At 52.3% G+C, this 26,884-nt stretch carries 25 protein-coding genes and 2 pseudogenes; 26 read left to right on the top strand and 1 reads right to left on the bottom strand.

The window, feature by feature from the left end:
• From pheA to D6877_RS29715, 25 genes and pseudogenes are all read left to right on the top strand, one after another.
• On the top strand, positions 1 to 872 hold an 872-nt coding region (gene pheA, locus D6877_RS00130), incomplete at its 5' end, for a prephenate dehydratase (RefSeq protein ID WP_130909457.1).
• 13 nt (positions 873 to 885) lie between these two features.
• On the top strand, positions 886 to 1,998 hold the full coding sequence (gene hisC / locus D6877_RS00125) for a histidinol-phosphate transaminase (RefSeq protein ID WP_130909456.1): 1,113 nt from the start codon (positions 886 to 888) through the stop codon (positions 1,996 to 1,998).
• Positions 1,999 to 2,026: 28 nt separating this feature from the next.
• Positions 2,027 to 4,234, top strand: coding sequence for a bifunctional prephenate dehydrogenase/3-phosphoshikimate 1-carboxyvinyltransferase (locus tag D6877_RS00120; protein ID WP_241662822.1), 2,208 nt, complete (start codon positions 2,027 to 2,029; stop codon positions 4,232 to 4,234).
• Complete coding sequence (cmk, locus tag D6877_RS00115; protein ID WP_024013869.1) at positions 4,231 to 4,920, top strand: (d)CMP kinase; 690 nt, start codon at positions 4,231 to 4,233, stop codon at positions 4,918 to 4,920. Before D6877_RS00120 ends, cmk begins: the two co-directional genes overlap by 4 nt.
• A gap of 119 nt (positions 4,921 to 5,039) precedes the next feature.
• The gene (gene rpsA, locus D6877_RS00110; protein ID WP_016770920.1) at positions 5,040 to 6,725 is read left to right on the top strand and encodes a 30S ribosomal protein S1; all 1,686 of its coding nucleotides are present in this window, start codon (positions 5,040 to 5,042) and stop codon (positions 6,723 to 6,725) included.
• Positions 6,726 to 6,917: 192 nt separating this feature from the next.
• On the top strand, positions 6,918 to 7,196 hold the full coding sequence (locus D6877_RS00105) for a hypothetical protein (RefSeq protein ID WP_110646032.1): 279 nt from the start codon (positions 6,918 to 6,920) through the stop codon (positions 7,194 to 7,196).
• Between the two features lie 153 nt (positions 7,197 to 7,349).
• Entirely contained in the window at positions 7,350 to 7,646 is a 297-nt protein-coding gene (gene ihfB / locus D6877_RS00100; RefSeq protein WP_007950920.1) for an integration host factor subunit beta, read from the top strand.
• Between the two features lie 30 nt (positions 7,647 to 7,676).
• Entirely contained in the window at positions 7,677 to 7,916 is a 240-nt protein-coding gene (locus D6877_RS00095; protein WP_130909454.1) for a lipopolysaccharide assembly protein LapA domain-containing protein, read from the top strand.
• A gap of 223 nt (positions 7,917 to 8,139) precedes the next feature.
• Positions 8,140 to 9,216 (top strand): dTDP-glucose 4,6-dehydratase, encoded by a 1,077-nt coding sequence (gene rfbB / locus D6877_RS00090; protein WP_130909453.1) that lies wholly within the window; start codon positions 8,140 to 8,142, stop codon positions 9,214 to 9,216.
• Complete coding sequence (gene rfbD / locus D6877_RS00085) at positions 9,213 to 10,106, top strand: dTDP-4-dehydrorhamnose reductase (RefSeq protein WP_130909452.1); 894 nt, start codon at positions 9,213 to 9,215, stop codon at positions 10,104 to 10,106. Before rfbB ends, rfbD begins: the two co-directional genes overlap by 4 nt.
• Positions 10,103 to 10,981, top strand: a complete 879-nt coding sequence (rfbA, locus tag D6877_RS00080; RefSeq protein WP_130909451.1) for a glucose-1-phosphate thymidylyltransferase RfbA — start codon at positions 10,103 to 10,105, stop codon at positions 10,979 to 10,981. Before rfbD ends, rfbA begins: the two co-directional genes overlap by 4 nt.
• Before the next feature lie 163 nt (positions 10,982 to 11,144).
• Positions 11,145 to 12,185, top strand: coding sequence for a Wzz/FepE/Etk N-terminal domain-containing protein (locus tag D6877_RS00075; RefSeq protein ID WP_130909450.1), 1,041 nt, complete (start codon positions 11,145 to 11,147; stop codon positions 12,183 to 12,185).
• Between the two features lie 136 nt (positions 12,186 to 12,321).
• Positions 12,322 to 12,879, top strand: a pseudogene (gene rfbC, locus D6877_RS29725) (dTDP-4-dehydrorhamnose 3,5-epimerase); the annotation flags it as partial.
• The gene (locus D6877_RS29720; RefSeq protein WP_249121351.1) at positions 12,880 to 13,305 is read left to right on the top strand and encodes an FdtA/QdtA family cupin domain-containing protein; all 426 of its coding nucleotides are present in this window, start codon (positions 12,880 to 12,882) and stop codon (positions 13,303 to 13,305) included.
• A gap of 71 nt (positions 13,306 to 13,376) precedes the next feature.
• Positions 13,377 to 14,498 (top strand): DegT/DnrJ/EryC1/StrS family aminotransferase, encoded by a 1,122-nt coding sequence (locus D6877_RS00065; RefSeq protein ID WP_130909448.1) that lies wholly within the window; start codon positions 13,377 to 13,379, stop codon positions 14,496 to 14,498.
• 4 nt (positions 14,499 to 14,502) lie between these two features.
• On the top strand, positions 14,503 to 15,774 hold the full coding sequence (locus D6877_RS00060) for an O-antigen translocase (RefSeq protein WP_130909447.1): 1,272 nt from the start codon (positions 14,503 to 14,505) through the stop codon (positions 15,772 to 15,774).
• A gap of 41 nt (positions 15,775 to 15,815) precedes the next feature.
• Complete coding sequence (locus D6877_RS00055) at positions 15,816 to 16,781, top strand: glycosyltransferase (RefSeq protein WP_130909446.1); 966 nt, start codon at positions 15,816 to 15,818, stop codon at positions 16,779 to 16,781.
• 3 nt (positions 16,782 to 16,784) lie between these two features.
• Positions 16,785 to 17,957: an O-antigen polymerase gene (locus tag D6877_RS00050; protein ID WP_130909445.1), complete on the top strand. Its 1,173-nt coding sequence runs from the start codon at positions 16,785 to 16,787 to the stop codon at positions 17,955 to 17,957.
• Positions 17,958 to 18,020: 63 nt separating this feature from the next.
• Positions 18,021 to 19,154 carry an NAD-dependent epimerase/dehydratase family protein gene (locus tag D6877_RS00045; protein WP_130909444.1) on the top strand — a complete coding sequence of 378 codons (1,134 nt, stop codon included), beginning with the start codon at positions 18,021 to 18,023 and terminating at the stop codon, positions 19,152 to 19,154.
• 10 nt (positions 19,155 to 19,164) lie between these two features.
• Complete coding sequence (locus D6877_RS00040) at positions 19,165 to 19,731, top strand: serine O-acetyltransferase (RefSeq protein WP_212616850.1); 567 nt, start codon at positions 19,165 to 19,167, stop codon at positions 19,729 to 19,731.
• Entirely contained in the window at positions 19,728 to 20,726 is a 999-nt protein-coding gene (locus tag D6877_RS00035; RefSeq protein WP_130909442.1) for a hypothetical protein, read from the top strand. The genes D6877_RS00040 and D6877_RS00035 overlap by 4 nt, the downstream gene beginning before the upstream one ends.
• On the top strand, positions 20,723 to 21,661 hold the full coding sequence (locus D6877_RS00030; RefSeq protein ID WP_130909441.1) for an NAD-dependent epimerase/dehydratase family protein: 939 nt from the start codon (positions 20,723 to 20,725) through the stop codon (positions 21,659 to 21,661). The genes D6877_RS00035 and D6877_RS00030 overlap by 4 nt, the downstream gene beginning before the upstream one ends.
• A gap of 48 nt (positions 21,662 to 21,709) precedes the next feature.
• The gene (locus tag D6877_RS00025; RefSeq protein WP_130909440.1) at positions 21,710 to 22,723 is read left to right on the top strand and encodes a glycosyltransferase family 4 protein; all 1,014 of its coding nucleotides are present in this window, start codon (positions 21,710 to 21,712) and stop codon (positions 22,721 to 22,723) included.
• 91 nt (positions 22,724 to 22,814) lie between these two features.
• Positions 22,815 to 24,809: a nucleoside-diphosphate sugar epimerase/dehydratase gene (locus D6877_RS00020; RefSeq protein WP_130909439.1), complete on the top strand. Its 1,995-nt coding sequence runs from the start codon at positions 22,815 to 22,817 to the stop codon at positions 24,807 to 24,809.
• A gap of 189 nt (positions 24,810 to 24,998) precedes the next feature.
• Positions 24,999 to 25,444: pseudogene (locus D6877_RS29715) on the top strand (glycosyltransferase); the annotation flags it as partial.
• Positions 25,445 to 25,743: 299 nt separating this feature from the next.
• Here D6877_RS29715 and D6877_RS00010 read toward each other — a convergent pair.
• The gene (locus tag D6877_RS00010; protein WP_130909438.1) at positions 25,744 to 26,220 is read right to left on the bottom strand and encodes an acyltransferase; all 477 of its coding nucleotides are present in this window, start codon (positions 26,218 to 26,220) and stop codon (positions 25,744 to 25,746) included.
• 336 nt (positions 26,221 to 26,556) lie between these two features.
• On the opposite strand from D6877_RS00010, the gene D6877_RS00005 reads away from it, so the two are divergent.
• A partial coding sequence (locus tag D6877_RS00005) for a helix-hairpin-helix domain-containing protein (protein WP_130909437.1) occupies positions 26,557 to 26,884 on the top strand: 328 nt, incomplete at its 3' end.

The following is a 26,884-nucleotide window of genomic DNA, read 5'->3' as shown; positions in this document are numbered from 1 at the left end:
AAATGGCGCGGCTGTTCCGCGAAATCATGTCGTCGTGCCTGGCGCTGGAGCAGCCACTGAAAGTGGCGTACCTCGGCCCTGAAGGCACCTTCACCCAAGCGGCGGCGATGAAGCATTTCGGCCACGCGGTGATCAGCAAGCCGATGGCGGCGATCGACGAAGTGTTCCGTGAAGTCGCCGCCGGTGCGGTGAATTTCGGCGTGGTGCCGGTGGAAAACTCCACCGAAGGCGCGGTCAACCACACGCTGGACAGCTTTCTCGAACACGACATGGTGATCTGTGGCGAAGTCGAGCTGCGCATCCACCATCATCTGCTGGTCGGCGAAAACACCAAGACCGACAGCATCAGTCGCATCTATTCCCACGCGCAGTCGCTGGCCCAGTGCCGCAAGTGGCTGGACGCGCATTATCCGAATGTCGAACGCGTCGCGGTGTCGAGCAACGCCGAAGCGGCCAAACGGGTCAAGGGTGAGTGGAATTCGGCGGCGATCGCTGGAGATATGGCGGCGGGGCTGTACGGCCTGACGCGCCTGGCCGAGAAGATCGAAGATCGTCCGGACAACTCGACGCGCTTCCTGATGATCGGTAACCAGGAAGTGCCGCCGACCGGCGACGACAAGACCTCGATCATCGTGTCGATGAGCAACAAGCCCGGCGCACTTCATGAGCTGCTGGTGCCGTTCCACGACAATGGCATCGACCTGACCCGCATCGAAACCCGACCGTCGCGCAGCGGCAAATGGACCTACGTGTTCTTCATTGACTTCGTCGGCCACCACCGCGATCCGTTGATCAAAGGTGTGCTGGAAAAAATCATTCAGGAAGCAGTAGCACTCAAAGTGCTGGGTTCCTACCCGAAAGCAGTTCTCTAAGGGGCGGTAGCAAATGAGTGGCAACTTCCTCGCTCTGGCACAGCCGGGCGTGCAACAACTTTCGCCGTACGTTCCGGGCAAGCCTGTGGACGAACTGGCGCGCGAGCTGGATCTGGATCCGGCAAGAATCGTCAAACTGGCGAGCAACGAAAACCCGCTGGGCGCCAGTCCAAAGGCGCTGGCGGCGATTCGCTTAGAGCTGGCCGAGCTGACCCGTTACCCGGACGGCAATGGTTTCGCTCTGAAATCGCTGCTGGCCGAGCAGTGCCGCGTCGAGCTGAATCAGGTCACGCTGGGCAACGGCTCCAACGATATTCTTGAACTGGTTGCACGTGCCTATCTGGCGCCGGGCCTGAATGCGGTGTTCAGCGAGCATGCTTTCGCCGTATATCCGATTGCTACCCAAGCTGTCGGTGCGCAGGCCAAAGTCGTTCCAGCCAAAGACTGGGGTCATGACCTGCCGGCGATGCTTGCGGCCATCGATGCCAACACCCGCGTGGTGTTCATCGCCAACCCGAACAACCCGACCGGCACCTGGTTCGGCGCTGAAGCGCTGGATGAGTTCCTGCAAGATGTTCCCGAGCATGTGCTGGTAGTCCTCGACGAGGCTTACATCGAGTACGCCGAAGGCAGTGATTTGCCGGACGGTCTCGACTTCCTCGCGGCGTACCCGAACCTGCTGGTGTCGCGCACCTTCTCCAAGGCCTATGGTCTGGCCGCGCTGCGCGTCGGTTATGGCTTGTCGACCGCAGTGGTGGCGGACGTGCTGAACCGCGTTCGTCAGCCATTCAACGTCAACAGTCTCGCCCTGGCGGCGGCGTGTGCGGCGCTGAAGGACGAGGAATATCTGGCGCAAAGCCGTCAGCTCAACGAATCCGGCATGCAGCAGTTGCAGGCTGGTTTCCGTGAGTTGGGGCTGAGCTGGATCGAGTCCAAAGGCAACTTTATCTGCGTCGATCTTGGCCAGGATGCGGCGCCGGTTTTCCAAGGCTTGCTGCGCGAAGGCGTGATCGTGCGTCCGGTGGCCAATTACGGCATGCCGAACCACTTGCGCGTGACCATCGGTCTGCCGGCAGAAAACAGCCGTTTCCTCGAGGCGCTGCGCAAGGTTCTGGCTCGTGGTTGATGTCACTGCGCTGCAACCTGCTGCACCTATGATCGGTCGCCTCGTGGTGGTCGGTCTGGGGTTGATCGGTGGTTCGTTTGCCAAGGGTTTGCGAGAAAGCGGCCTGTGCCGTGAAGTGGTCGGCGTCGATCTGGATCCGCAATCGCGCAAGCTCGCGGTCGAATTGGGTGTGGTCGATCGCTGTGAAGACGACTTGGCGGCGGCTTGCGTCGGTGCCGATGTGATTCAGCTGGCGGTGCCGATTCTGGCCATGGAAAAGCTGCTCGCGCGTCTGGCTGTCATGGATCTGGGGCAGGCGATTCTCACGGATGTCGGTAGTGCCAAAGGCAACGTGGTGCGCGCCGCGACTGAAGCGTTCGGCGGCATGCCGGCGCGCTTCGTCCCCGGGCACCCGATTGCCGGTTCCGAGCAGAGTGGGGTGGAAGCCTCGAATGCCGAGCTATTCCGCCGGCACAAGGTGATCCTGACGCCGCTCGAGCAGACCGATCCTGCGGCGCTCGCGGTGGTCAATCGCCTGTGGCGTGAATTGGGTGCCGATGTCGAGCACATGCAGGTCGAGCGTCACGACGAAGTCCTCGCCGCGACCAGCCATCTGCCGCACCTGCTGGCCTTCGGTCTGGTCGATTCATTGGCCAAGCGCAATGAAAATCTGGAGATCTTCCGTTACGCTGCCGGTGGTTTTCGCGATTTCACAAGAATCGCCGGAAGCGACCCGGTGATGTGGCACGACATCTTCCTCGCCAACCGCGAGGCTGTCCTGCGCACACTCGATACATTTCGCAGCGACCTCGACGCCTTGCGCGACGCGGTCGATGCAGGGGATGGGCACCAATTGTTGGGCGTTTTCACGCGCGCCCGGGTTGCCCGCGAGCATTTCAGTAAAATCCTGGCCCGCAGGGCCTATGTGGACGCTATGAATTCCAACGATCTGATCTTCCTGGCTCAACCTGGTGGCCGCCTGTCCGGTCGGATTCGCGTACCGGGCGACAAATCGATTTCCCACCGTTCGATCATGCTCGGCTCGCTGGCCGAAGGCGTCACCGAAGTCGAAGGCTTCCTCGAGGGCGAAGACGCCCTGGCGACCTTGCAGGCATTTCGCGACATGGGCGTAGTCATCGAAGGCCCGCACCACGGCCGCGTGACCATTCACGGTGTCGGCCTGCACGGCCTGAAACCTGCGCCTGGCCCGATCTATCTGGGCAACTCCGGCACGTCGATGCGTCTCCTCTCCGGCCTGCTGGCGGCGCAGAACTTCGACAGCACCTTGACCGGCGATGCATCGCTGTCGAAGCGTCCGATGAATCGCGTGGCCAATCCTCTGCGAGAAATGGGCGCCGTGATCGAAACCGCTGCTGAAGGTCGTCCACCGATGACCATTCGCGGTGGTCACAAGCTCAAAGGTCTGACCTACACCATGCCGATGGCCAGCGCCCAAGTGAAATCCTGCCTGCTGCTCGCCGGTCTCTACGCCGAAGGCAAGACCACCGTCACCGAGCCTGCGCCAACCCGTGACCACACCGAGCGCATGCTGCGTGGTTTCGGCTACCCGGTCAGCGTCGACGGCGCCACGGCTTCGGTCGAGTCCGGCGGCAAGCTCACCGCGACTCACATCGAAGTGCCGGGCGATATCTCGTCGTCGGCGTTCTTCCTCGTCGCGGCCTCGATCGCCGAGGGTTCGGAGCTGGTGCTGGAGCACGTCGGCATCAACCCGACCCGTACTGGCGTGATCGATATCCTGCGACTGATGGGCGCCGATATCACTCTGGAAAACCAGCGGGAAGTCGGCGGCGAGCCAGTGGCTGACTTGCGCGTGCGCGCAGCTAAACTCAAAGGTATCGAGATTCCGCAAGAACTGGTGCCGCTGGCGATCGACGAATTCCCGGTCCTGTTCGTTGCGGCTGCGTGCGCCGAAGGGCGTACCGTGCTGACCGGCGCCGAAGAGCTGCGGGTCAAGGAGTCCGACCGGATTCAGGTCATGGCGGACGGTTTGCTGGCGCTGGGCGTCAAATGCGAACCGACCCCGGACGGCATCATTATCGACGGCGGCCAGATCGGCGGCGGTGAAGTGCACGGTCACGGCGACCACCGTATCGCCATGGCCTTCAGCGTTGCCTCGTTGCGCGCTACCGCACCGATCCGCATCCATGATTGCGCCAACGTCGCGACCTCGTTCCCCAACTTCCTCGCGTTGTGCGGGCAAGTCGGCATTCGTGTGGCACAAGAGGCTCAGTCGTGAAAAACATTGCACCGGTCATCACCATCGATGGGCCAAGCGGCTCCGGCAAAGGCACGGTCGCCGGGATTCTGGCCAAGCGTCTGGGCTGGAACCTGCTGGATTCCGGTGCGCTTTATCGTTTGCTCGCATTTGCTGCGCATAACCACGGCGTCGACCTGACCAATGAAGAGCTGCTGAAGACATTGGCCGCTCATCTGGATGTGCAATTCATCGCCGCGACCGAAGGTCAGCTGCAGCGGATCATTCTCGAAGGCGACGAAGTCAGTGATGTCATCCGCACTGAAAGCGTCGGTTCCGGCGCCTCGCAAGTGGCTGCGCTGCCCGCTGTGCGCGAGGCGCTGCTGCAGCGCCAGCGTGCTTTCCAGGAAGCGCCGGGCCTGGTGGCCGACGGTCGCGACATGGGTACGGTGGTATTTCCGGATGCACCGCTGAAGATTTTCCTCACCGCCAGTGCCGAGGAGCGGGCGCGCCGTCGATATTTGCAGTTGAAGGGCAAAGTCGAGGGTGTTAGTCTGTCGAGTCTGCTAGATGAGATCCGTGCACGCGATGAGCGTGACACCCAGCGCGCAGTAGCCCCGCTCAAGCCGGCGGCCGACGCGATTCAGCTGGATTCAACGGAGCTTTCCATCGATCAGGTGCTTGAACGCATCATGAGCGAGATCGCCATTCGCGATATCGCCGGGTGACCAAGAAGGTCGCAGGGGACCAGTCATAGTCCTGCGGTGCTTCTTTTAAATGAAACTAACCCACACCGTCTGGGGTGTGGAGATGGGCGTTTACTTCGCCCTCATCTACAGGAATTAAAATGAGCGAAAGCTTTGCGGAACTCTTTGAAGAAAGCCTGAAAACCCTGAACCTTCAGGCAGGCTCCATCATCACCGGTGTTATCGTTGATATCGATTACCAGGCTCGCTGGGTAACCGTTCACGCTGGTCTGAAGTCTGAAGCACTCATCCCGCTTGAGCAGTTCTACAACGATGCTGGCGAACTGAACATCAACGTTGGTGATGAAGTTCACGTTGCTCTGGATTCGGTTGAAGACGGCTTTGGCGAAACCAAGCTGTCCCGTGAAAAAGCCAAGCGCGCTGAATGCTGGATCGTTCTGGAAGCAGCCTTCGCAGCCGAGGAAGTGGTCAAGGGCGTTATCAACGGTAAGGTTAAAGGCGGCTTCACTGTCGACGTTAACGGCATCCGTGCGTTCCTGCCAGGTTCCCTGGTTGACGTCCGTCCAGTGCGCGACACCACGCACCTGGAAGGCAAAGAGCTGGAATTCAAGGTCATCAAGCTGGACCAGAAGCGCAACAACGTTGTCGTTTCCCGTCGCAGCGTCCTCGAAGCCGAGAACTCCGCCGAGCGTGAAGCTCTGCTGGAATCCCTGCAGGAAGGCCAGCAGGTCAAAGGTATCGTCAAAAACCTCACCGATTACGGCGCATTCGTCGATCTGGGTGGCGTGGACGGCCTGCTGCACATCACCGACATGGCCTGGAAGCGCATCAAGCATCCTTCCGAGATCGTCAACGTTGGTGACGAAATCGACGTCAAGGTTCTGAAATACGATCGCGAACGCAACCGTGTTTCCCTGGGCCTGAAGCAACTGGGCGAAGATCCATGGGTTGCTATCAAAGCCCGTTACCCAGAAGGCACTCGCGTTACCGCTCGTGTAACCAACCTGACCGACTACGGCTGCTTCGCTGAGCTGGAAGAAGGCGTTGAAGGTCTGGTACACGTTTCGGAAATGGACTGGACCAACAAGAACATCCACCCTTCGAAAGTCGTACAAGTCGGCGACGAAGTGGAAGTCATGGTTCTGGACATCGACGAAGAGCGTCGTCGTATCTCCCTGGGCATCAAGCAGTGCAAGTCGAACCCATGGGAAGACTTCTCTGGCCAGTTCAACAAGGGCGACAAGATCTCCGGCACCATCAAGTCGATCACCGATTTCGGTATCTTCATTGGTCTGGACGGCGGCATCGACGGTCTGGTTCACCTGTCCGACATCTCCTGGAACGAAGTGGGCGAAGAAGCCGTACGTCGTTTCAAGAAGGGCGACGAGCTGGACACCGTCATCCTGTCGGTTGACCCAGAGCGCGAGCGCATCTCCCTGGGCATCAAGCAACTGGAAAGCGATCCGTTCTCCGAGTACGTCTCGGTTAATGACAAGGGCGCTATCGTGACCGGTACCGTGAAAGAAGTTGACGCCAAAGGCGCCATCATCGTTCTGGCCGACGACATCGAAGCTACCCTGAAAGCCTCCGAAATCAGCCGTGACCGCGTTGAAGACGCGCGCAACGTTCTGAAAGAAGGCCAGGAAGTTGAAGCCAAGATCATCAGCGTTGACCGCAAGAGCCGCGTAATCCAGCTCTCGATCAAGTCGAAAGACGACGCTGAAGAGAAAGAAGCCATCCAGAGCCTGAAAGCAGCTCCGGAAGGCGAAGCAGCCGACACCACTATGGCGGCACTGCTGCGTCAAGCAATGGCCAAACAGAACTGAGTTCTGCTTGATCATTAAAAAGGGCGACTTCGGTCGCCCTTTTTTGTGCCTGCGATTTGGCTCTTGTACGTCCGTGCATGAAACCAATGGCTTCGCCTGCGGGTCTGTTTCTTTAATCGGATCAATCGCCTATTCGCGACTAAGCTTGGTCTTGAGCATTAGTCGTCAGGCTTGCCTGGCATAAGGAAGTGGATGAACAAGTTACTTGTTGTTGCAGTGGTCCTGGCGCTGGCAGGGTGCACCACCAGTGCGAAAACCCATGCGGTGCGCGGCGTCAGTGGTATCGAGGTCGACTGCTCCGGGCTTGGTTCCGGTTGGGAGAAGTGCCAGAAGCGTGCGGCCAAGGAATGCAAAGGCAAAGGCTACAAAGTCATCACCCGCTCTGATGATGCGAAAGATGAAGACGAATACCCGTTTGGCTTCAACCCGGCAGGCTTTGTAACCCGGACCATGCTGGTGATGTGTCGTTAGGGCGGCGGCGATCCGACTCGCCACTGGAGTGCCCTGAAAATGGGCGTTTTAACGCCGGGAAAGATATGTCAATCCCTGGGCTGTTCAAAATCTTCCGGGCATGCTAAAACCTTTCAAGCGCTGATCTAGCTGCTTGAAAAAGAAGGGAAAAATATGACGAAGTCGGAGTTGATCGAACGAATTGTCACCCATCAAGGGCTACTCTCATCCAAGGATGTGGAGCTGGCCATCAAGACCATGCTTGAACAAATGTCTCAGTGCCTCGCCACCGGTGATCGTATCGAGATCCGTGGATTTGGCAGCTTCTCCCTGCACTACCGCGCACCGCGCGTCGGCCGCAATCCAAAGACCGGCCAGTCGGTAAGTCTGGACGGTAAATTCGTTCCGCATTTCAAACCGGGCAAGGAATTGCGTGACCGCGTGAATGAGGAAGAGGAGGAGGGCGCTTGATCTTCGCTATTCAAATTCGAGGGCGCGTGAATGCGTAATTTGAAACGCATGCTGTTAGGTGTTTTTATTCTGCTGATGGTTCTGGTTGTTCTGGCGTTTGTGCTCGAAAATCAACAGTCAGTATCGCTTTTGTTTTTTGGATTCTCCGGTCCGCAGTTGCCGGTGTCGGTTGTTGCAGTTTTGGCTTTGCTGGTCGGTATGCTGATCGGCCCGGTATTGGGCTGGTTTCTAGGGCGTGCGTCCAGAGTCTCACGCAAGCGACTGGTCTGAAAGCGGCAGGCGCACGGCATCTGTCGAAATTGCGCCTCAGCCTGTCTTTATCCATTAGTAAAAGCATCATTAAGCTGTAAAATGCGTCCCTTGTTCGATCGTGCCTTAATGCATGTCGATTCAGACTGACTCTGACGGATGCCAACTGATAGTGGCTTCTGCATTCATGGATTAGACCGCGCTCGCTGGCAGCGCTGTCCGCAGCTCAAGGGTATCGTTTCGCGTGAAAATTCTAGTTACCGGCGGCGCCGGCTTCATTGGCTCGGCAGTTATTCGTCACATCATCTCCAACACTTCCGATGCGGTGGTCAACGTCGACAAGCTGACTTACGCCGGTAACCTGGAGTCCCTGGCAGAAGTCAGCCAGGATTCGCGTTACGCCTTCGAACGCGTCGATATCTGCGATCGTGACCAGATCGACCGCGTCCTGCGTGAACACCAACCTGATGCGATCATGCACCTGGCCGCAGAATCCCACGTCGACCGATCGATCTCCGGCCCGTCCGAGTTCATCCAGACCAACATTATTGGCACCTACACGCTGCTCGAAGCGGCGCGCCACTACTGGGCTGCTCTGGACGCCCCCCGCAAAGCCAGCTTCCGCTTCCACCATATTTCGACTGACGAAGTTTACGGAGACCTCGAAGGTCCGGAAGACCTCTTCACCGAAACCACCCCTTACCAGCCAAGCTCGCCATACTCCGCCAGCAAGGCCAGCTCCGACCACTTGGTCCGGGCTTGGGCGCGCACTTATGGCCTGCCGACACTGGTCACCAACTGCTCGAACAACTACGGCCCATGCCACTTCCCTGAGAAGCTGATCCCGCTGATCATTCTCAATGCACTGGAAGGCAAGCCACTGCCAGTGTACGGCAAAGGCAACCAGGTTCGTGACTGGCTGTACGTCGAAGATCACGCTCGCGCGTTGTACAAAGTCGTCACCGAGGGCGTAATCGGTGAGACCTACAACATCGGCGGCCATAACGAAAAGCAAAACATTGAAGTGGTGCACACCCTGTGTGCGCTGCTCGACGAGCTGCGTCCGGATTCCGCTCACCGCCCACACGCTAGCCTGATCACGTATGTGCAGGATCGTCCAGGTCACGATGTGCGTTATGCAATCGATGCGAGCAAGATTCAGCGTGAGCTGGGTTGGACCCCGGAAGAGACGTTCGAAACCGGTATCCGCAAAACGGTTGAGTGGTATCTGAATAATACTGAGTGGGTAGAGCACGTGAAGAGCGGCAGCTACCAGCAGTGGATTGATCAGAACTACGCCGATCGTTCGAACAAAGCATGAGAATTCTTCTGCTGGGCAAGAACGGTCAGGTGGGTTGGGAGCTGCAGCGCTCACTGGCGCCGCTTGGCGAGCTGATTGCTCTTGATCGTCACCTCGTCGATGGCTTCAGCGGCGATCTGGCGAATCTTGAATCCCTGCGCGCGACGATTCGTCAGGTAAAGCCCGACGTTATCGTGAATGCCGCCGCCTATACGGCAGTTGACAAAGCTGAGTCGGAAACCGAGTTGGCAGATCTGGTCAACGGACTCGCGAGTGGCGTTATGGCCCAAGAGGCCGCAGCGTTGGGCGCGTGGCTCGTTCACTATTCAACTGATTACGTCTTCAGTGGCCAAGGTGTAACGCCCTGGCAGGAGACGGATGCTGTTGCGCCGGTGAATCACTACGGGGCCAGCAAGCTCGCTGGCGAGCAGGCGATCATCGTAGCGGGTTGCAAACATCTGATCTTTCGCACCAGCTGGGTTTATGGTGCTCGCGGTAACAACTTCGCCAAAACCATGCTGCGCTTGGCCAAAGAACGCGAAACCTTGAGCGTGATTGCGGATCAGATTGGAGCACCGACCGGGGCCGATCTGATCGCCGACGTTACGGCGCTGGCTCTTCAGCAAGTGCTCGAGCGTCCGGAATTGGCTGGCCTCTATCACTTGGCCGCTGCTGGCGAAGTGTCGTGGCATGGATATGCCAGTCATGTACTTGACTTCGCAAAGGCGCAGGGCGAGGAATTGGCGGTGACGATGGTCAACCCAATCGAAACAACTGCCTATCCGACACCAGCTCGGCGACCTCTGAATTCGCGGTTGGATACGCAGAAACTGCGCAAAAATTTTTCTCTACACCTGCCGGATTGGCAGAGTGGTGTAACCCGAATGCTTAGGGAAGTTCTGAATAAATGACCATGATAAATCGTAAAGGCATCATCCTCGCAGGTGGTTCAGGCACTCGCCTGCACCCGCTTACTCTTGGCGTGTCCAAGCAAATGCTGCCTATTTACGATAAACCGATGATTTTCTATCCGTTGTCAGTGTTGATGCTGGCGGGGATGCGAGAAATCCTGATTATCTCCACGCCGGAAGATTTGCCTTGCTTCCGCAAACTCTTGGGCGACGGTAGTGTTTACGGTATTGAATTGACGTACGCCGAGCAACCTTCCCCTGATGGTCTGGCCCAAGCGTTTATCATCGGTGAAGAGTTCATCGGCAAAGATCCGTGCTGCCTGATCCTGGGAGACAATATTTTCTACGGTCAGCACTTCTCGGACAACTTGCGGTCTGCCAGTAGCCAAGCAACGGGTGCCACTGTTTTTGGTTATCACGTATCGGATCCAGAGCGTTTCGGAGTTGTTGAATTTGATGCATCCGGTCGCGCACTGAGCATCGAAGAAAAACCGACCGCCCCTAAGTCCAATTATGCTGTGACGGGCCTTTATTTCTACGACAACGACGTTGTTGAAATTGCGAAAAACATCAAGCCGTCTGAGCGTGGGGAATTGGAAATTACCGATGTCAACCGTGCTTATCTGGAACAAAAATCGTTGAATGTTGAAATGTTGGGTCGTGGTTTCGCTTGGCTCGATACCGGTACGCATGATTCGCTTTTGGAAGCTAGCCACTTCGTTCATACCATCGAACAGCGCCAAGGACTGAAAGTCGCTTGCCTGGAAGAAATCGCATTCAATAATGGCTGGATCGACCGAGCTCAATTGGCAGAACAGGCTGAACGCTTGAAAAAAACCGGCTATGGCCAGTACCTGTCCAACTTGCTCAGGTGACGGATAAGTCCTGTTCCTGACGTGGAACCAAACCACGTCATTCATAGGATTTACAGGGCCCCGGTTCAGAAAATTCCAGGAGCTGATGCGCTAACGTATCGGCCAATATTCACAAGCTTCGATATTGATCGAACGACTCAGATCAAAACAAGGTTCAAAGACCATGCAAAACTCTGCTGTGAATCCTCGAAGCTCCGACGAGTTTGATGTTATTTTGATTGCACGTGCCTTGCTCCGCCGTGCATGGGTGATCATAGGTATAACAGCCATCGCCGGGATTTTGGGTTTGCTTTACGTGGTATTAAGTGAACGTGTTTACGAAGCCAGGGGATATCTGGTTCCACCTACGCAAAGTGACATTGCAGACCTCAATACCGGCCGGACCAAAGAGTTCGAGCTCAGCCCTTATTCGATCGATGATGTTTACCGTATTTTTTTGCGCAACCTTCGATCCGAGGCGTTGCGTCAGGAGTTTTTCGCAAACGAATACTTGCCTTCGCTGAGCCAGGATCAACAGGCGCGTTCACGAGATGCGTTATATGCCGAGTTCGTCAGAAGGGTGCAAATCAATCCGACTACTTCAGATGAAGCGGGTCGCTATTCCGTCGTAGTGCAAACAAATAGTGGCGACAAGGCCGTCGACTGGATCAAGAAATATGTGAAACGCGCCGAAACACGCGCAACTGAAGAAATCATGAAAAACGTTTCGTATGAAGCCAGGGTGCATGCGAAGAATGTTGCGCAAGAAATTGATACCAAACGAGAGACCGGGCAAACCGAGCGAGAGGATGCACTGGTCAAACTGCGTGCGGCTTTAAGTGTTGCTGAGTCTTCAGGGGTCCAGAAACCTACGATGGTTTTTGGCAATTCATCTTCGGCACTGGCTGGAAATATGGAAGGCGATATGAGCTTTCTGAGAGGCGCAGAAGCACTGAAAGCGGAAATAAAGAACCTGGAACTCAGATCGTCCAATGACGCGTTCATTAAAGAGTTGCGTGAGCTCCAGGCAAAGAAGAACTTCTTTGACAAACTGGCCACAGCTGATCGCGAAATTGGTATGTATCGCTATGACGGTTTGGTTGATGCGCCAGAAAATGCAATCAAGCCGAAAGCCTCACTGGTTATCGGTCTGGCGCTGGTGCTCGGTGCCATGCTGGGCCTGTTGACTGCTTTTATGCTTTATCGTCTTGAAGAGTCGCGATAGGAATTTTGCCTGTACTGAATCTACGATGATTTTGTTATTGGTCTATTGAGGAAAGGAGGCAGTTTCTGACGCCTCCTGTCTGCTTTTTGAAATCAACACCGACGGAATGTCTTCGTCGTTTTGCAGGTATGGCCGAATGAAGTTGCTAAAAACCGATTTACAGGAAGTAGTTATCGTCGAACCAACGGTTTTTAGGGACGATCGCGGCTGGTTTGCTGAAACCTTCAATGAACCGCGTTTTCATGGAGCGCTTGCCGAGCTCGGTCTACCGAAGCCGCGTAGTTTTGTCCAGGACAATCACTCCTGCTCTCAAAAAGGCGTCTTGAGGGGCTTGCATTATCAGCTCTCGCCGAGCGCCCAGGGGAAGCTGGTAAGAGTTGTCGCCGGTTCGGCTTTCGATGTTGCCGTGGATATACGAAAAGGCTCACCAACATTCGGAAAATGGGTGGGCGTTGAGCTGAGCGCAGCAAATAATCGGATGTTGTGGATTCCTGAAGGCTTTGCGCACGGCTTCATGGCTTTGGAGGACGATACCCATTTCTTGTATAAGACAACTGATCTGTATTGCAAGGAACTCGAGCGCAGCATCAAATGGGATGATCCCGAGATTGGTATCGAATGGCCTCTTGGGTACGAGCGGGTTATCAGTGAAAAAGACCAGCAGGCCAAAGCGCTCGGTGAGGCCGACCTGCCTTTGTTGTACATACCTGGCACTACAGAGTCTGTCGAACTGCAAGTGATAGGTGACGCTCGCGGCAGCCTGGTCTCGGTTGAAAAGGGGCCGCAAGTGCCTTTCGAGATAAAGCGAGTTTATTATATTTTTGGCACACAGGTCGAAGTCAGTCGCGGTTTTCATGCCCATAAACAGTTGCGTCAGCTTGCAGTATGCGTGTCTGGCAAGTGTCGTATGGTGATGGATGACGGGACGTCCAGAAAAGAAGTTTGGCTGGACTCGCCAAATAAAGGCGTGCTGATTAATAATCTCATTTGGCGCGAGATGCATGACTTCAGCGAAGACTGTGTATTGGTGGTGTTCGCCAGCCAAGAATACGATGAGGCTGATTATATTCGCAATTATGACGATTTCATCAACGTCGTGACTGCCAACGCTACATCCTGAAGCGATAGCTGATCTGTCGCCGGGCGACGGATTTAACAGGGTTTGGATAACACGGAATAACAGGTGTACTGATGATCGAGTTTCTAAGTTTGAAGGATGTAAACGCTGTCTATGCTGACGAGCTAAAATCCGCATGCGCCCGGGTTATCGACTCAGGTTGGTATATTCAAGGTAAAGAGCTCGAAGCGTTTGAGACTGAATTCGCTCGCGTATGCGATGTGAAGTTTTGTCTTGGTGTGGCGAATGGACTGGATGCTCTCAATCTAATCCTGAGAGCTTGGAAAATCCTCGGCAAGCTGAAGGACGGTGATGAAGTCATTGTCCCGGCCAATACTTATATAGCAAGTGTTCTGGCTATCACTGAAAATGGACTGACACCGGTACTGGTCGAGCCTGATGCGTCGATGAATATTTCCCCAGTACAAATAAAGTCAGCGATCAGTGTCAGAACCAAGGTGATATTCCCGGTCCACTTGTACGGGCAGTTGGCTGATATGCCAGCAATCATGAATATTGCCAAAGATCATGGCTTATTGGTATTAGAAGACTCGGCGCAGGCTCATGGCGCGAGTATCCAGGGTAAAAAAGCAGGGAGCTGGGGGGATGCGTCTGGTTTCAGCTTTTACCCAGGCAAAAATCTTGGCGCTTTAGGAGATGCCGGCGCGATAACAACAAACGATGAAGAACTGGCAACCGTGGTAAAAGCGTTGCGAAACTACGGTTCTCATGAAAAATACAAGAATATTTATCAGGGCGTAAACAGCCGCCTTGATGAAATCCAGGCTGCAATGTTAAGCGTCAAACTGAAATATCTAGAAGAGGATATCCAGCGTCGCAGGGAAATCGCAGAGCTATACATGCGCCGAATTGATAATGAATCCATTCGTCTGCCGCTCGACAAAGACGTTTCTGCGCTTAGCCTTGAAAGCCACGTCTGGCACCTTTTCGTTGTGCGTTCGGATAACCGCGATGCACTTCAGAAGCATTTGGCTCAGGCTGGGATCCAAACACTGATTCACTATCCAATTCCACCTCATAAACAAGAGGCGTACAAGGAGTGGAACGAGTTGTCTTTCCCTGTTACCGAGGAAATCCATTCTCAAGTGTTGAGCTTGCCTATAGGTCCGACGATGTCCATTACGGACGCGGAAGCAGTCATCAGCGCATGTAACAGTTTCAACGGTATTGGTTGAAATAATGACGCTCATAAAAACAAGCCTGCTCAATGGGATTGCCGTTCTCGTTAAAATGCTTACTCTTTTGGGTATAAACAAGGTCTTGGCAATTTATGTCGGCCCTGTAGGTTACGCCGCGCTTGGTCAGTTCCAGAACGCCATCCAAATGATAACAACATTTGCCAGCGGCGCGATCAATACGGGTGTGACAAAGTATACCGCCGAGTATCATTATGACGAGAAGAAACAGCAGTCGGTGTGGAGGAGTGCTGGCACAATAGCCATTTGCGGCTCGTTGATATGCAGCGTCATTATTCTTCTGTACAGTAAAGAACTTGCCGCCTGGATTCTCAATAATGATCAGTTCGGCGGCGTTTTCAGGTGGTTTGCCGGCACGCTTGTGTTTTTTACTTTGAACACATTGCTGCTAGCCATATTGAATGGCAAAAAAGAGTTACTCCGTTATGTTGCGGCGAACATCACCGGGAGTATTTTTGCGTTAGTGGTTACAACTGCGCTGGCTATGTTTTCCGGGCTTTATGGTGCATTGATCGCTTTGGCGATCTACCAGTCCATCAGTTTTTTTGTCACCCTTTATATATGCTCAAATGCCGACTGGTTTCGCTTCAGCTATCTTTTTGGACGGGTAGACAAGTTAGTCGCTAAGAATTTCCTGAAATATACTGCGATGGCACTGACGTCAGCTGTTTGCGTGCCGGTCAGCCATATATTTGTCCGTAACTATCTGGGCTCTTCGTTCGGATGGGAATCTGCCGGCTACTGGGAAGCCATGTGGCGCTTAAGTGCGGCATATCTGATGTTGGTAACTACTACGCTAAGTGTCTATTATCTGCCCAGACTGTCAGAATTGAATCATCACGATGACATCAAGGCCGAGATACTGCAAGGATATCGGTTTATTTTGCCGTGCGCTGCGGTCTGCGGGCTGATCATTTATTTGTTGCGGGATTTTATTATTCATATCTTGTTCACCAGTGATTTTCTGCCGATGCGGAGTTTGTTTGCTTGGCAAATCGTTGGGGATACATTGAAGATTGGTAGTTGGATATTGGCGTACGTCATGCTTGGTAAAGCGATGTTTAAGCTTTTCATCCTTTCCGAAATAATTTCGGCTGCTTGTTTTTACATGTTTACGGTGGTGTTTACGAGTCAGATTGGCTTAGAGGGTGTTTCTCTTGCTCATGCCGTAAATTACGCCATTTATTGGCTGTTGATGACGTTGTTTGTTTATAGAGCGCTGAGAAGGATGCAGCCAGAGATATTGGCTGGCTAACGCTTGTTAGACAATGGATTTACTTTGCTGAGGCGCTTACGTTGAATATCTATAATCCGAAAGTTTCTGTAATGATCATTACTTATAATCAAAGGCATTTGATTGCGGAAACGATCGAGAGCGTTCTTTCACAAGACTACGAAAACCTTGAGATTGTTGTTGCGGATGATGCATCGACAGATGGAACGCAAGAGGTTATTTTAGATTTTCAACGGAAGTATCCTGATACGGTAGTGCCCGTTCTGAATGAAAAAAATCTGGGTATTACAGGGAATTCGAATGCTGCATTCTTTGCATGCACTGGGGATTTGATTGCGGTGTTAGGGGGAGACGATTTGTTTCTTCCCGGCAAAATCAAGGCACAGGTGGAACAATTCAAGGATCCACAAGTCGTTCTTTCATATCATCCAGTGGATATTTTCAATCACGCTGACGGTAAGGTGTTGTTCCGTACCAATACGACCGAGAAAGAAAAAATTAACAATGTAGAGGACTTGATAGCCAAAGGCGGGATCCCCGGGGCATCTTCCGTAATGGTTCGGCGTTCCGCTTGCCCACAACATGGCTTTGACCCGCTCTTTCCAGTCGTTTCAGATTGGATTTTCTATATTGAAGTGGCGTTGCAGGGCGAAATTCAAGAGTTGCCAGGCGTTTATGGCAAATATCGCAAACACGGGCTTGGTGCGAGCGATAGAACTTTTGAGTTGCTTGAAGAGTCGTTGCTGACTGTTGACCTGATTTCCCAAAGATATAGCGGAAACGAATCAATTCAACGCGCCTGCGAGAAAGGCGGCTATCGGTATCTCTTGGGTGAATTATTTCGGCAAGTGGTCAAAAAAAATCGCGCCAATGTAGAGGCGCTGTACCCAATGTTCATGAAATACTCTTCGGGGACGAAACGTTCAGTCACCCGGGTGGCTTTTTTTCTCCTTCGCAATCCACTCATTTTTGGTTTGGTATCCAAAACTTTGCCGAACTTGAAAAATGCTTTGAAGCGGAATGTATAAGTCATGCTAAATCCAGCATTCGTTTATATAACTATGTGGTCGCTGGTTCTTCTGTTGTATTCATTCGGGTTGACTACGAATCTAGTCTCTCCTACGACAGTGGGCCTGATGGTAATATTGATGAATATGGTCAGTATTGTTCTCTTGTATGTACTGGTGAGCAGGCGGAAAACAACGCAGCTCGTCAGTCCTGACCTGGCAGCTGGTTATGTATTGAATGTCGGCAGGTTTTTTCGTTTGCTTCTGTGCATATGGGCACTGGGTACTGTTTTCGAAATCTATTATTCAGCCGGCGTTCCTCTATATTGGCGTCTGGCTGGAATAGACAAGCTGTACACCGAATTTGGCGTTCCTTCACTTCATGGCGTGATGAATGCCTGCTATTTGCAAATATTGTCGATGGCAACGTATTTGGCTATAAAGAACAGGTCAAAGAAGATTGTCTTGGTAATCGCAGTATTGTTGCTATGGCCGGTGCTCATGTTAGGGCGCGGAATTCTGTTGAGTGGTCTCATACAGATTGTCTGTGTGTCGCTTTTGCTGACTAGAGTTTCCTATAAGAAGATATTCGGGTTAATGCTCCTCGCCTTGTCCGTGGTAGTCGTTTTTGGCTATCTAGGAGATATGCGACAAACGTCTAATCCATTCGCTTACTTGATTTCCGGTCAATCCGCCGAGGTGTTCGATGCACTACCGAGCGGATTCCTGTGGTTTTATGTGTACCTGACCGCTGGGCTCAGTAACTTTTTCCATAACATCGATACAATAACCCCAGCCTGGTCAGTGTCTTATTCGATGTCCAATATGCTGCCGTCCGTAGTGAAGGGTTTCTTCGGCTTGGATGCAAGAAATGATCTGTTCACCTTCGTCGACAGAAATTTGAACACCTCTACAATCTATGCTGGTTTTGTATCCGATGCCGGTGCGTTTGGGGGCTTTTTGTTCGTCGCGCTGATCCAGTTCATCTGTTGCTGCATTTACAATGCGTCGTTGAAGGGCAAGCCATGGGGGATTTTTGCGTATTCAGTTGCGTTTCAGATCCTCGTGTTTTCTATCTTTTACGACATGTTCTTCTTGCTGCCAACACTCTTTCAATTTTTTATTTGCTATTCGCTTTATGTGTTTGCCAATTTGCGTTTTGGCACTCGAAAAGAAACGGCGATACAAAATACATAGCTGGTAGTTAGTTGACGAGCCAGCTTGGCAACACTGCTTATTGACGATTTTCAGAGGGATATCATGAAAAAGATTCTAATCACCGGCGGCGCGGGATTCATCGGGTCGCATCTCGTTCCAAAATTGCTGAGTACCAATCACTCCGTCAGGATCCTCGATCCATTGACTGTGCAGGTGCATGGTAGCCTTCCGGTTGATCTGGACTGGTTGAACGGTGAAGGAGTTGAGTTCATTCGTGGTAGCGTTACCTCTCGTGAAGATTGGGTCAAAGCCCTGGAAGGTGTCGATGGTATTGTTCATCTGGCTGCCGAAACCGGCACAGGCCAATCAATGTACGAGATCGCCCGTTACAATGAGGTGAATTCGCAAGGAACTGCGTTGATGTTCGATGTTTTGGGAAAACTGCCATCCCATAACGTCAAGCGAATCATACTGTCTTCCAGTCGCTCGGTTTATGGTGAGGGCGCGTACATCAATCCGCAAACCAATCAACGCGTGTGTCCTTCTGCGCGTTCAGCAGAAGCGCTGGCCAAGCAAATGTGGGAGCCGGTCTGCCCTTCGACTGGCACGGCACTAAAGCTGGTTCCGACCACTGAAACGGATCTCATTGCGCCTTCCTCTTTTTATGCCGCTACCAAATATGCACAAGAGGATCTGGTTCGTATCGGTGGTCAATCAATGGGTATTGATTACACTATCTTCCGTTTGCAGAACGTCTACGGTGAACGCCAGTCGCTGAATAATCCATACACCGGTATTCTGTCGATTTTTTCAACGAAAATCCGCCGCGACAGTGTTCTCCCTCTTTTTGAAGACGGTCTTGAGAGCAGGGATTTTGTACACGTTGACGATGTTACGGATGCGCTGCTCGCCGGGTTGATGGTAGAGAAGTCTCCGAACACAATCGTTAACGTAGGCAGTGGTGTGGCTACTTCGGTCAAGGAAGTAGCTGAAGAATTGACCCGTGCATTTGGCAAGGAGCCAAATGTGCAAGTAACCGGACAATTCCGCGTCGGTGATATCCGGCATAACTACGCCGACGTCCAGCGCTTGAATGACTTACTGGGCATTCGCCCCAAAGTCACGTTGAAGGAAGGCCTGAAGCGCTTCGCCGAGTGGGTCCTGCAGCAGCCATTGCCTGAGGATCAGCTTGAAAAAGCGAACCAGGAATTGCGTGCTCGCAAGCTGATGAATTAAGGAGAGTTCTGTGGAGCAGTACGAAGCAAGTTTGTGCAGTTTATTGCAAGCAGATATCGCGCGGCAGCGGGCACTGTTTAACGCTCCGCCGAGGAAGTCCAAAATCAGACTGATGATTGGTATGCTTTCGCCCAGATTTGCTCCTGTGCTGCTCTACAGATTGGCCTATGCGACGAATCGCAAAGGACTCAAAGTGCTCGCCCGCTTTTTTTCGCTCCTGAACTACACTTTTTTCGGGATAGAAATAGCGGTGGTTTGCAAGATAGGTCCAGGTTTGTTTTTTCCGCACACACAAGGAACTGTAATTGGCGCTGTCAGCATCGGTGCAAACGCAGTTATTTATCAAGGAGTGACTCTCGGCGCGAGGGATCTGGATTTCACCTATGACGAAGCCCATCGCCCGGTGATCGGCAACAACGTCGTAGTAGGTGCCGGGGCAAAAGTTTTGGGGGGATTGGCGGTGGGTAATAACGTGGTTGTAGGCGCTAATTCGGTATTGCTTATTGATGTCCCTGACGACGTCGTTGTAGCGGGAATGCCAGCGAAAATTGTTAAACAACGGGCGATACAGTCTTGAATCATTTGCTTAAAGATAAAAATATCTTATACGTTGCTCCCGCCTTTTTCGGTTATGAGAGTGATATTAAGAACGAGCTTGAAAAGCAAGGTGCAAGCGTAACTTTTTTGCTGGACCGTCCTTTCAGTTCGCCATTTCTGAAAGCGCTCACCCGTGTCCGACGAGAGTGGGTGATCGGTTCCGCGAACCGTTATTATCAATCGGCGCTGGCATCGAACAATACCGATTTTGATTACGTGTTCGTAGTAAATGGACAGACACTTTCTACAGATACCTTGGCTGCCTGGCGCCAACGTTACTCTTCGGCAAAATTTATACTTTATATGTGGGATTCTTTTTCCAATAGAAAGCAGACGTTGGAAAATCTTGAGTTCTTCGACAGTATCTTCACCTTTGACAAAAATGACGCCGATCAATATCAGGTCAATTTTCGCCCTTTGTTTTTTTCAGCTGGTTTTGAATCTACAGTAGAAACGCCGCTGCTCTACGATATCAGTTTCATTGGTACGGCTCACACAGATAGATTCTCAATTGTAGAAAAAGTCGATGCGCAACTCGATTCATCCGTTCGTAAGTATTGGTATCTTCTCCTTCAGGCCAAATGGGTTTATTGGGTTTATCGTCTGACCAATAAGAATTTTAGCAACGCCAAGATCGAGAAGTTCAAATTCGAATCTATATCCAAGGCGGAAGTGCAGCGAGTCTTCAATGCGTCAAGGGCGATACTCGATATCGAACATCCTAAACAAACAGGGTTGACCATGCGCACGCTGGAAACACTCGGCGCGCGGAAAAAGCTGGTGACCACCAACACCAGTGTAAAGTTTTACGATTTCTACTCTGAAGATAATATTTCGATCATTGATCGTAATAATCCTGTTATTTCAGAAAAGTTTCTGAATACTCCTTATAAAGCTGTCGAGGCGCATATCTATCGCCGCTATAGTTTGAGTGGATGGCTTGAAGAAATCATCAATACGGTGAACAAATTATGAAAGTGCTAGTGACCGGGGCAAGCGGATTTATCGGCCAGGCTTTATGCGAGCATCTTCAATCGAGTGGCTTATCTGTTCGAGCTCAGATGAGGAGACAACCGGCAGCGGCTGCCAATTATGAATGTCTGATTGGCGAGTTGGACGATCTGGCGTTTCTTTCGACTGCATTGGCAGGGATTGATGTTGTCATCCATCTCGCGGGAAGAGCGCATCAGTTTGGCAAGGACGCCAGTAATCTGGATGCCATGATGGCGGTCAATCGAGACCTTACCCTGAGGTTGGCTGCGGAAGCTGAGAAAAACCAGGTAAAACGATTCGTTTTCGTTAGTTCGATCGGCGTAAATGGCGTGGAAACCAATGCTGTTCCTATCGATGAAAGTTCGCCACCCAACCCCATCAAGGATTATGCGCTATCCAAATATGAAGCCGAGATTGCGCTTTCGGCTCGATACATTGATCAATCTGGGCCAATGGACCTGGTCATTGTTCGGCCGCCGCTCGTTTACGCTGCCAATGCGCCGGGAAATTTTCGGAAGCTGCTCAAACTCGTCGATAAAGGTATACCGCTGCCTTTTTCAGGCGTTTCCAATCAGCGAAGCATGATCTCACTGAACAATCTGACAGATTTCATCAGGGTATGCGCAACACATCCAGACGCTGGTGGAGAGGTGTTTGTGGTGTCTGATGGTCAGGATTTTTCGTTGCCTGAGATTCTTCAGGCGCTTTTCGAAGGCAAGAGCAAGGCACCCCGACTTTTCTATTTTCCTGTCGCAATCATGTCTACCGCTGCTCGGCTACTCGGAAAAGGCGCTCTGATGACCCAGCTTTGCGGTTCTTTTATCATCAATTCCGAAAAGGCACGAACAGTGTTGAACTGGGTACCGCCTTTCTCTCCCCGTGATGAGCTCGTCAAATCGGCAAGAGATTTCAAATAATTTGATATCGCATGCCGCTCGTACCAGGAACGGCTCAATAAGGAGTTTTTGATGTTGTGGTTGTTTTTGTCGATTATCGCAATCGCGTCCTTCGCGCTGACGTGGATACTCCGCAAATACGCGATGGCGCGCAGTCTGATCGACGTGCCAAATGCGCGTAGTTCGCACACGGTCCCTACGCCAAGAGGGGGCGGGGTTGCCATTGTTCTTAGTTTCCTTGCGGCCACTGCGATCATGTATTGGCTGGCTCTAATGCCATTGAACAATACCGTTGCGCTTCTGGGAGCTGGCACGCTGGTGGCAATTCTGGGATTTCTGGATGACCACGGACATATAGCTGCAAGGTGGCGTTTGCTGGGGCATTTTCTTGCGGCATTTTGGGCCTTGTACTGGATAGGCGGACTTGCGCCACTTTCGATTCTGCAAATGAATATCGAACTTGGCTTGTTCGGCTATCTCATTGCAGCAATGTTTCTGGTGTGGATGCTGAACCTTTATAACTTCATGGACGGTATCGATGGTTTGGCGAGCGTCGAGGCTGTCAGCGTTTGTGTGGGTATGGCTTTTCTCTACGGGGTACAGGGGAACGCCGAGATCGCAGCACCGCTTTTGCTCGCGAGTGCGGTCGCAGGTTTCCTTTGCTGGAATTTTCCTCCGGCACGAATCTTCATGGGCGACGCGGGTAGCGGTTTTCTGGGCATCGTTCTGGGGATTTTTGCCCTTCAGGCGGCGTGGGCGTCCTCTGATCTGTTCTTTGCCTGGCTGATTTTGTTGGGGGTGTTCATTGTCGATGCGACCGTCACCCTGATTCGTCGCTTGCTTCGCGGTGATAAGGTATACGAGGCTCACCGCAGTCATGCCTATCAATTTGCCTCCCGGCATTACGGACGGCATTTGCCGGTGACGCTGGCGACTGGTGTACTGAACATTGCATGGTTGTTGCCTATCGCCTTTCTTGTGGTCGACGGAAAGCTCGAAGGCGTGGTCGGATTGCTTGTGGCGTATGTACCTTTGGTGCTCCTGGCACTAAAATTCCGTGCCGGTGATGTGGAAGTACGCTGATTCCATCTCGGTTTGGCGCATCAGACTTCGTCGAATCCTGAAAAAAGGACATTGGCTGACAAGCTGTTTCTGTTAGGTACTCAAAGGATTTATGGATAAATTACGCAGTTTTTTGGTGGGGCTACCGCGTCGGCAGAAACGCCTGATACAGGTGTCCGCGGACATAGCCCTGGTTTGGCTGGCGTTGTGGCTGTCCTTCGTAGTCCGATTGGGACTGGATGTGATCATCAACCCTTTCAAGATGCACGAGGTGCTGTTTCTGGCCGCCCCAGCCATCGCCATTCCTTTGTTTATCCGTTTTGGAATGTATCGTGCCGTCATGCGGTATTTCGGTAACGATGCACTTATCGCCATTGTCAAAGCTGTCAGTCTTTCCTCGTTGATACTCGGCGTGGTGGTTTTCTGGTACAGCAATCATCAGAACATTGTGCCCAGATCGATCATTTTCAATTATTGGTGGTTGAGCCTGATCATGATCGGCGGACTGCGACTTGCCATGCGCCAGTATTTTCTCGGCGACTGGTTTACCGCGGCTCAACACGTACCTTTCACCAACCGAGATGATGGACTGCCCAAGGTCGCTATTTACGGTGCCGGCGCGGCGGGTAATCAGTTGGTAGCTGCATTGCGGATGGGCCGCGTCATGCGCCCGATTGCATTTATCGATGACGACAACAGTATCGCGAATCGAGTGATCGCCGGCCTGCAGGTTTATAAACCGAAGCACATTCAGAGCATGATTGATGCAACCGGGGCGCAGGAAATCCTGTTGGCGATACCATCTGCAAACCGTGTGCGTCGTCGAGAAATCCTCGGATTTCTGGAAGGCTTCCCGCTACACGTTCGGAGCGTCCCAGGCTTTATGGATCTGGCGAGCGGGCGGGTGAAAGTCGATGATATTCAAGAAGTGGATATCGCTGACTTGCTCGGGCGCGACGCTGTTCCTGCGCAGGACAATCTTCTCGAACATTGCATCAAGGAACAGGCTGTAATGGTCACCGGGGCTGGTGGTTCCATCGGTTCGGAATTATGCCGGCAAATACTCGAGCTGCGCCCAACGACATTGATACTGTTTGAACACAGCGAATTCAATTTATATAGCATTCTTGCTGAACTGGAGCAGCAGATCACGCGTAAGTCGTTGTCTGTCCGGCTACTGCCGATCCTCGGTTCCGTGAGTAATCCGAGCAAGTTGCTCGACGTCATGAATACCTGGCAGGTGAATACCGTTTATCACGCCGCGGCCTATAAACACGTGCCTATAGTCGAGCACAATATTGCAGAAGGCGTCCTTAATAACGTTATCGGGACGTTGAACACGGCCGAGGCTGCTTTACAGGCTGGAGTAGCGAATTTTGTCTTGATATCAACGGACAAGGCCGTGCGTCCAACTAATGTGATGGGCAGTACGAAACGACTTGCCGAGCTGACCTTGCAAGCACTCAGTCGAGAGCTTGCACCGGTATTGTTTCGTGATGCCGCGAATGTCTCTCACGTCAACAAGACGCGCTTTACCATGGTACGGTTTGGTAATGTACTTGGTTCTTCGGGCTCCGTTATCCCGCTGTTTCATAAACAGATCAAATCTGGCGGTCCGTTGACCGTCACCCATCCCAGGATAACGCGCTATTTCATGACCATCCCGGAGGCAGCCCAGCTGGTTATTCAGGCAGGCTCCATGGGTATGGGGGGGGATGTGTTTGTTCTGGATATGGGGGAACCAGTAAAAATCGTAGAGCTGGCCGAAAAGATGATTCATCTTTCGGGTTTCAGCGTTCGCTCTGAAAAAAATCCCCATGGAGACATCGCGATCGAGTTTACCGGGCTGCGACCGGGGGAAAAATTGTACGAGGAGTTGCTGATAGGCGATAACGTCGTTGAGACCCCTCATCCCATGATTATGAGTGCCAACGAAGACTTCATTCCCTGGGACGTACTCAAAGCAAAATTATCGGAACTGATAGCTGCCGTTGAAGCTGACGACTACGCTCTGGTCCGCCAATTGTTGCGGGATACGGTCAGTGGATATACACCGGATGGGGATATCGTTGACTGGATATACCAGCAACGTCGACTTGATCCTTGAATCGCAAAAACGGGTTGTGGAGTGATATTCAGTCCGTAGCGTTCAACCAATATTTGGCATCAGCTCTCATTGGTTTGAGATCTCGCCGCCAGACTAAGTCCTGTTTACAGGGCTTTAATTATTCAAAGGGGCTTCATTTTGCTGTCCTTAGTCGTTCCAGTTTACCGTAATTAGGGCTCTCTCCCGGATCTGCTCAGCGCAATTGATTTGATGAACGATCAATTGCTGGGGGATTTGGAAGTGGTGTTTGTGGTTGATGGAAGCCCGGATAATTGCTACGAGCTGCTCAGGCAAGACCTACCTAACAGGAAGTTTCGCTCTCAATTGATATTGCTGTCGCGGAATTTTGGCTCTTTCATGGCGATCCGCACAGGTTTTCAGTTTGCTAGCGGAGAACGATTTGCCGTGATGGCTGCGGATCTCCAGGAACCACCAGAACTGATCAGTAGCATGAACAGCTTATTGATTACCCAAAATTTTGACATTGTCGTCGGTGTTCGGGACGGAAGGGATGATCCATTTATGTCCCGGACAGCCTCGAGGATTTTTTGGGGGCTTTATCGTCCTATGTTGTTCCGGAAATACCTCTTGGCGGCATTGATATTTTTGCCTGTAACAAACCTTTCAGGGACACTCAAAATCTCGCAGTCGCTGCTGCCAAGGGATTGGGGTTTCAGACTTATCAATGGCAATTTTATTTCGGCAGGCAGGGGCCTTGGATGTCACTTACGACTTATCAATTAGGGGTCATTCTTATATCGGTCTTCATTGCCTTTTCACTATTTATGCACTTCAGTAAAAACTGCCAGTTCAACAAGATTCTGGAAACTGAAAGTCGGGAAGGGCAAGATTAATCACTACATCTAGGAAAACGGCCTCTCGAGTCCACCAGGGGGGAAGAAGGCCGATTTTCCTCCGCAGTACCTAAGTACTGTTATTTCTTCGGTTGCAGAATTCTTGCAGGATTACCCACCACTGTGACGTTTGCAGGCACGGAGCGGGTTACAACAGCTCCGGCGCCAATCATTGCATTTTCTCCAATGGTAATTCCTGGAAGAATGGTGCAATTGGCTCCCAACGACGCTCCTTTGCAAATCACAGTACGGTCGAAACTTTCCGGGTAAACTTTGCTGCGAGGGAAGCGATCGTTAGTGAATGTTGCGTTAGGGCCAATAAACACGTCATCCGCAATGGAAATGCCGTCCCAGATCTGAACGCCGCATTTGATTGTTACCCGATCTCCGATGACTACGTCGTTTTCGATGAAGACGTGGTCACAGACGTTACAGTCTTCGCCGATTTTTGCTTTCGGTAATACGTGTGAAAATGCCCAGATTCGGGTGCCCTTACCAATTTCAGAGGTTTCACACAGGGCGTGAGAGTGCACGAAGTAATCTTTGGAAGCGCTCATTTTTCCATTCCAGGTTGGCTTTTTCGATGGCGTAGTTTCGTAGAAAACAAGCTCTATATCCATACGTTTTTGAGCCTGCGAATATGAGCCATCAGGAACACTTCGAGTGTTTAACCAGCGTTCGGAGCATTGCGAATGACATTGTCCATGATACTGGCGACTGAAACTGTTCCGACCACTGAAGGATTACTCCGATATTGCAATGCCGCCTGCCTGGGTATTCACCTGTTACACGTTTTGCAACGCTTGCATTTTTGACAACCTCCAGCGATCGCCTAGGTTTGAGGGAGCAGCTCAGGAAAGCTGCTTTCTGACTTATCTCAAGGAGCGTCACTTATGCGTACCGGTTATTTTTACTCGCTGATCTTTGCCTTCCTCACCAGCGCCTCGATCGCTGCGATTGCCGCCCCTGTAGCGCCGTCGGAGGCCACCAAGACGCCTTTACTCATGGATGCAGCGACGCCATCGCAGACCGCCAAGGTCGATCTCAACGGCGCGGATGCGGCAACGTTGCAAAAGGAGTTGGCGGGTGTGGGGGAGGCGAAGGCACAGGCGATTGTTGCGTATCGGGATACAAACGGGCCGTTTGCGTCGGTGGATGAGTTGCTCGAAGTGAAGGGGATTGGCAAGGCGATTCTGGATCGCAATCGTGAAAAGCTGGAAG

The sequence above is a fragment of the Pseudomonas sp. Sample_9 genome (assembly GCF_004307535.1).
Classification (GTDB): Bacteria; Pseudomonadota; Gammaproteobacteria; order Pseudomonadales; family Pseudomonadaceae; genus Aquipseudomonas; species Aquipseudomonas mercuritolerans.
This window is presented reverse-complemented; position numbering and strand designations above follow the sequence as displayed.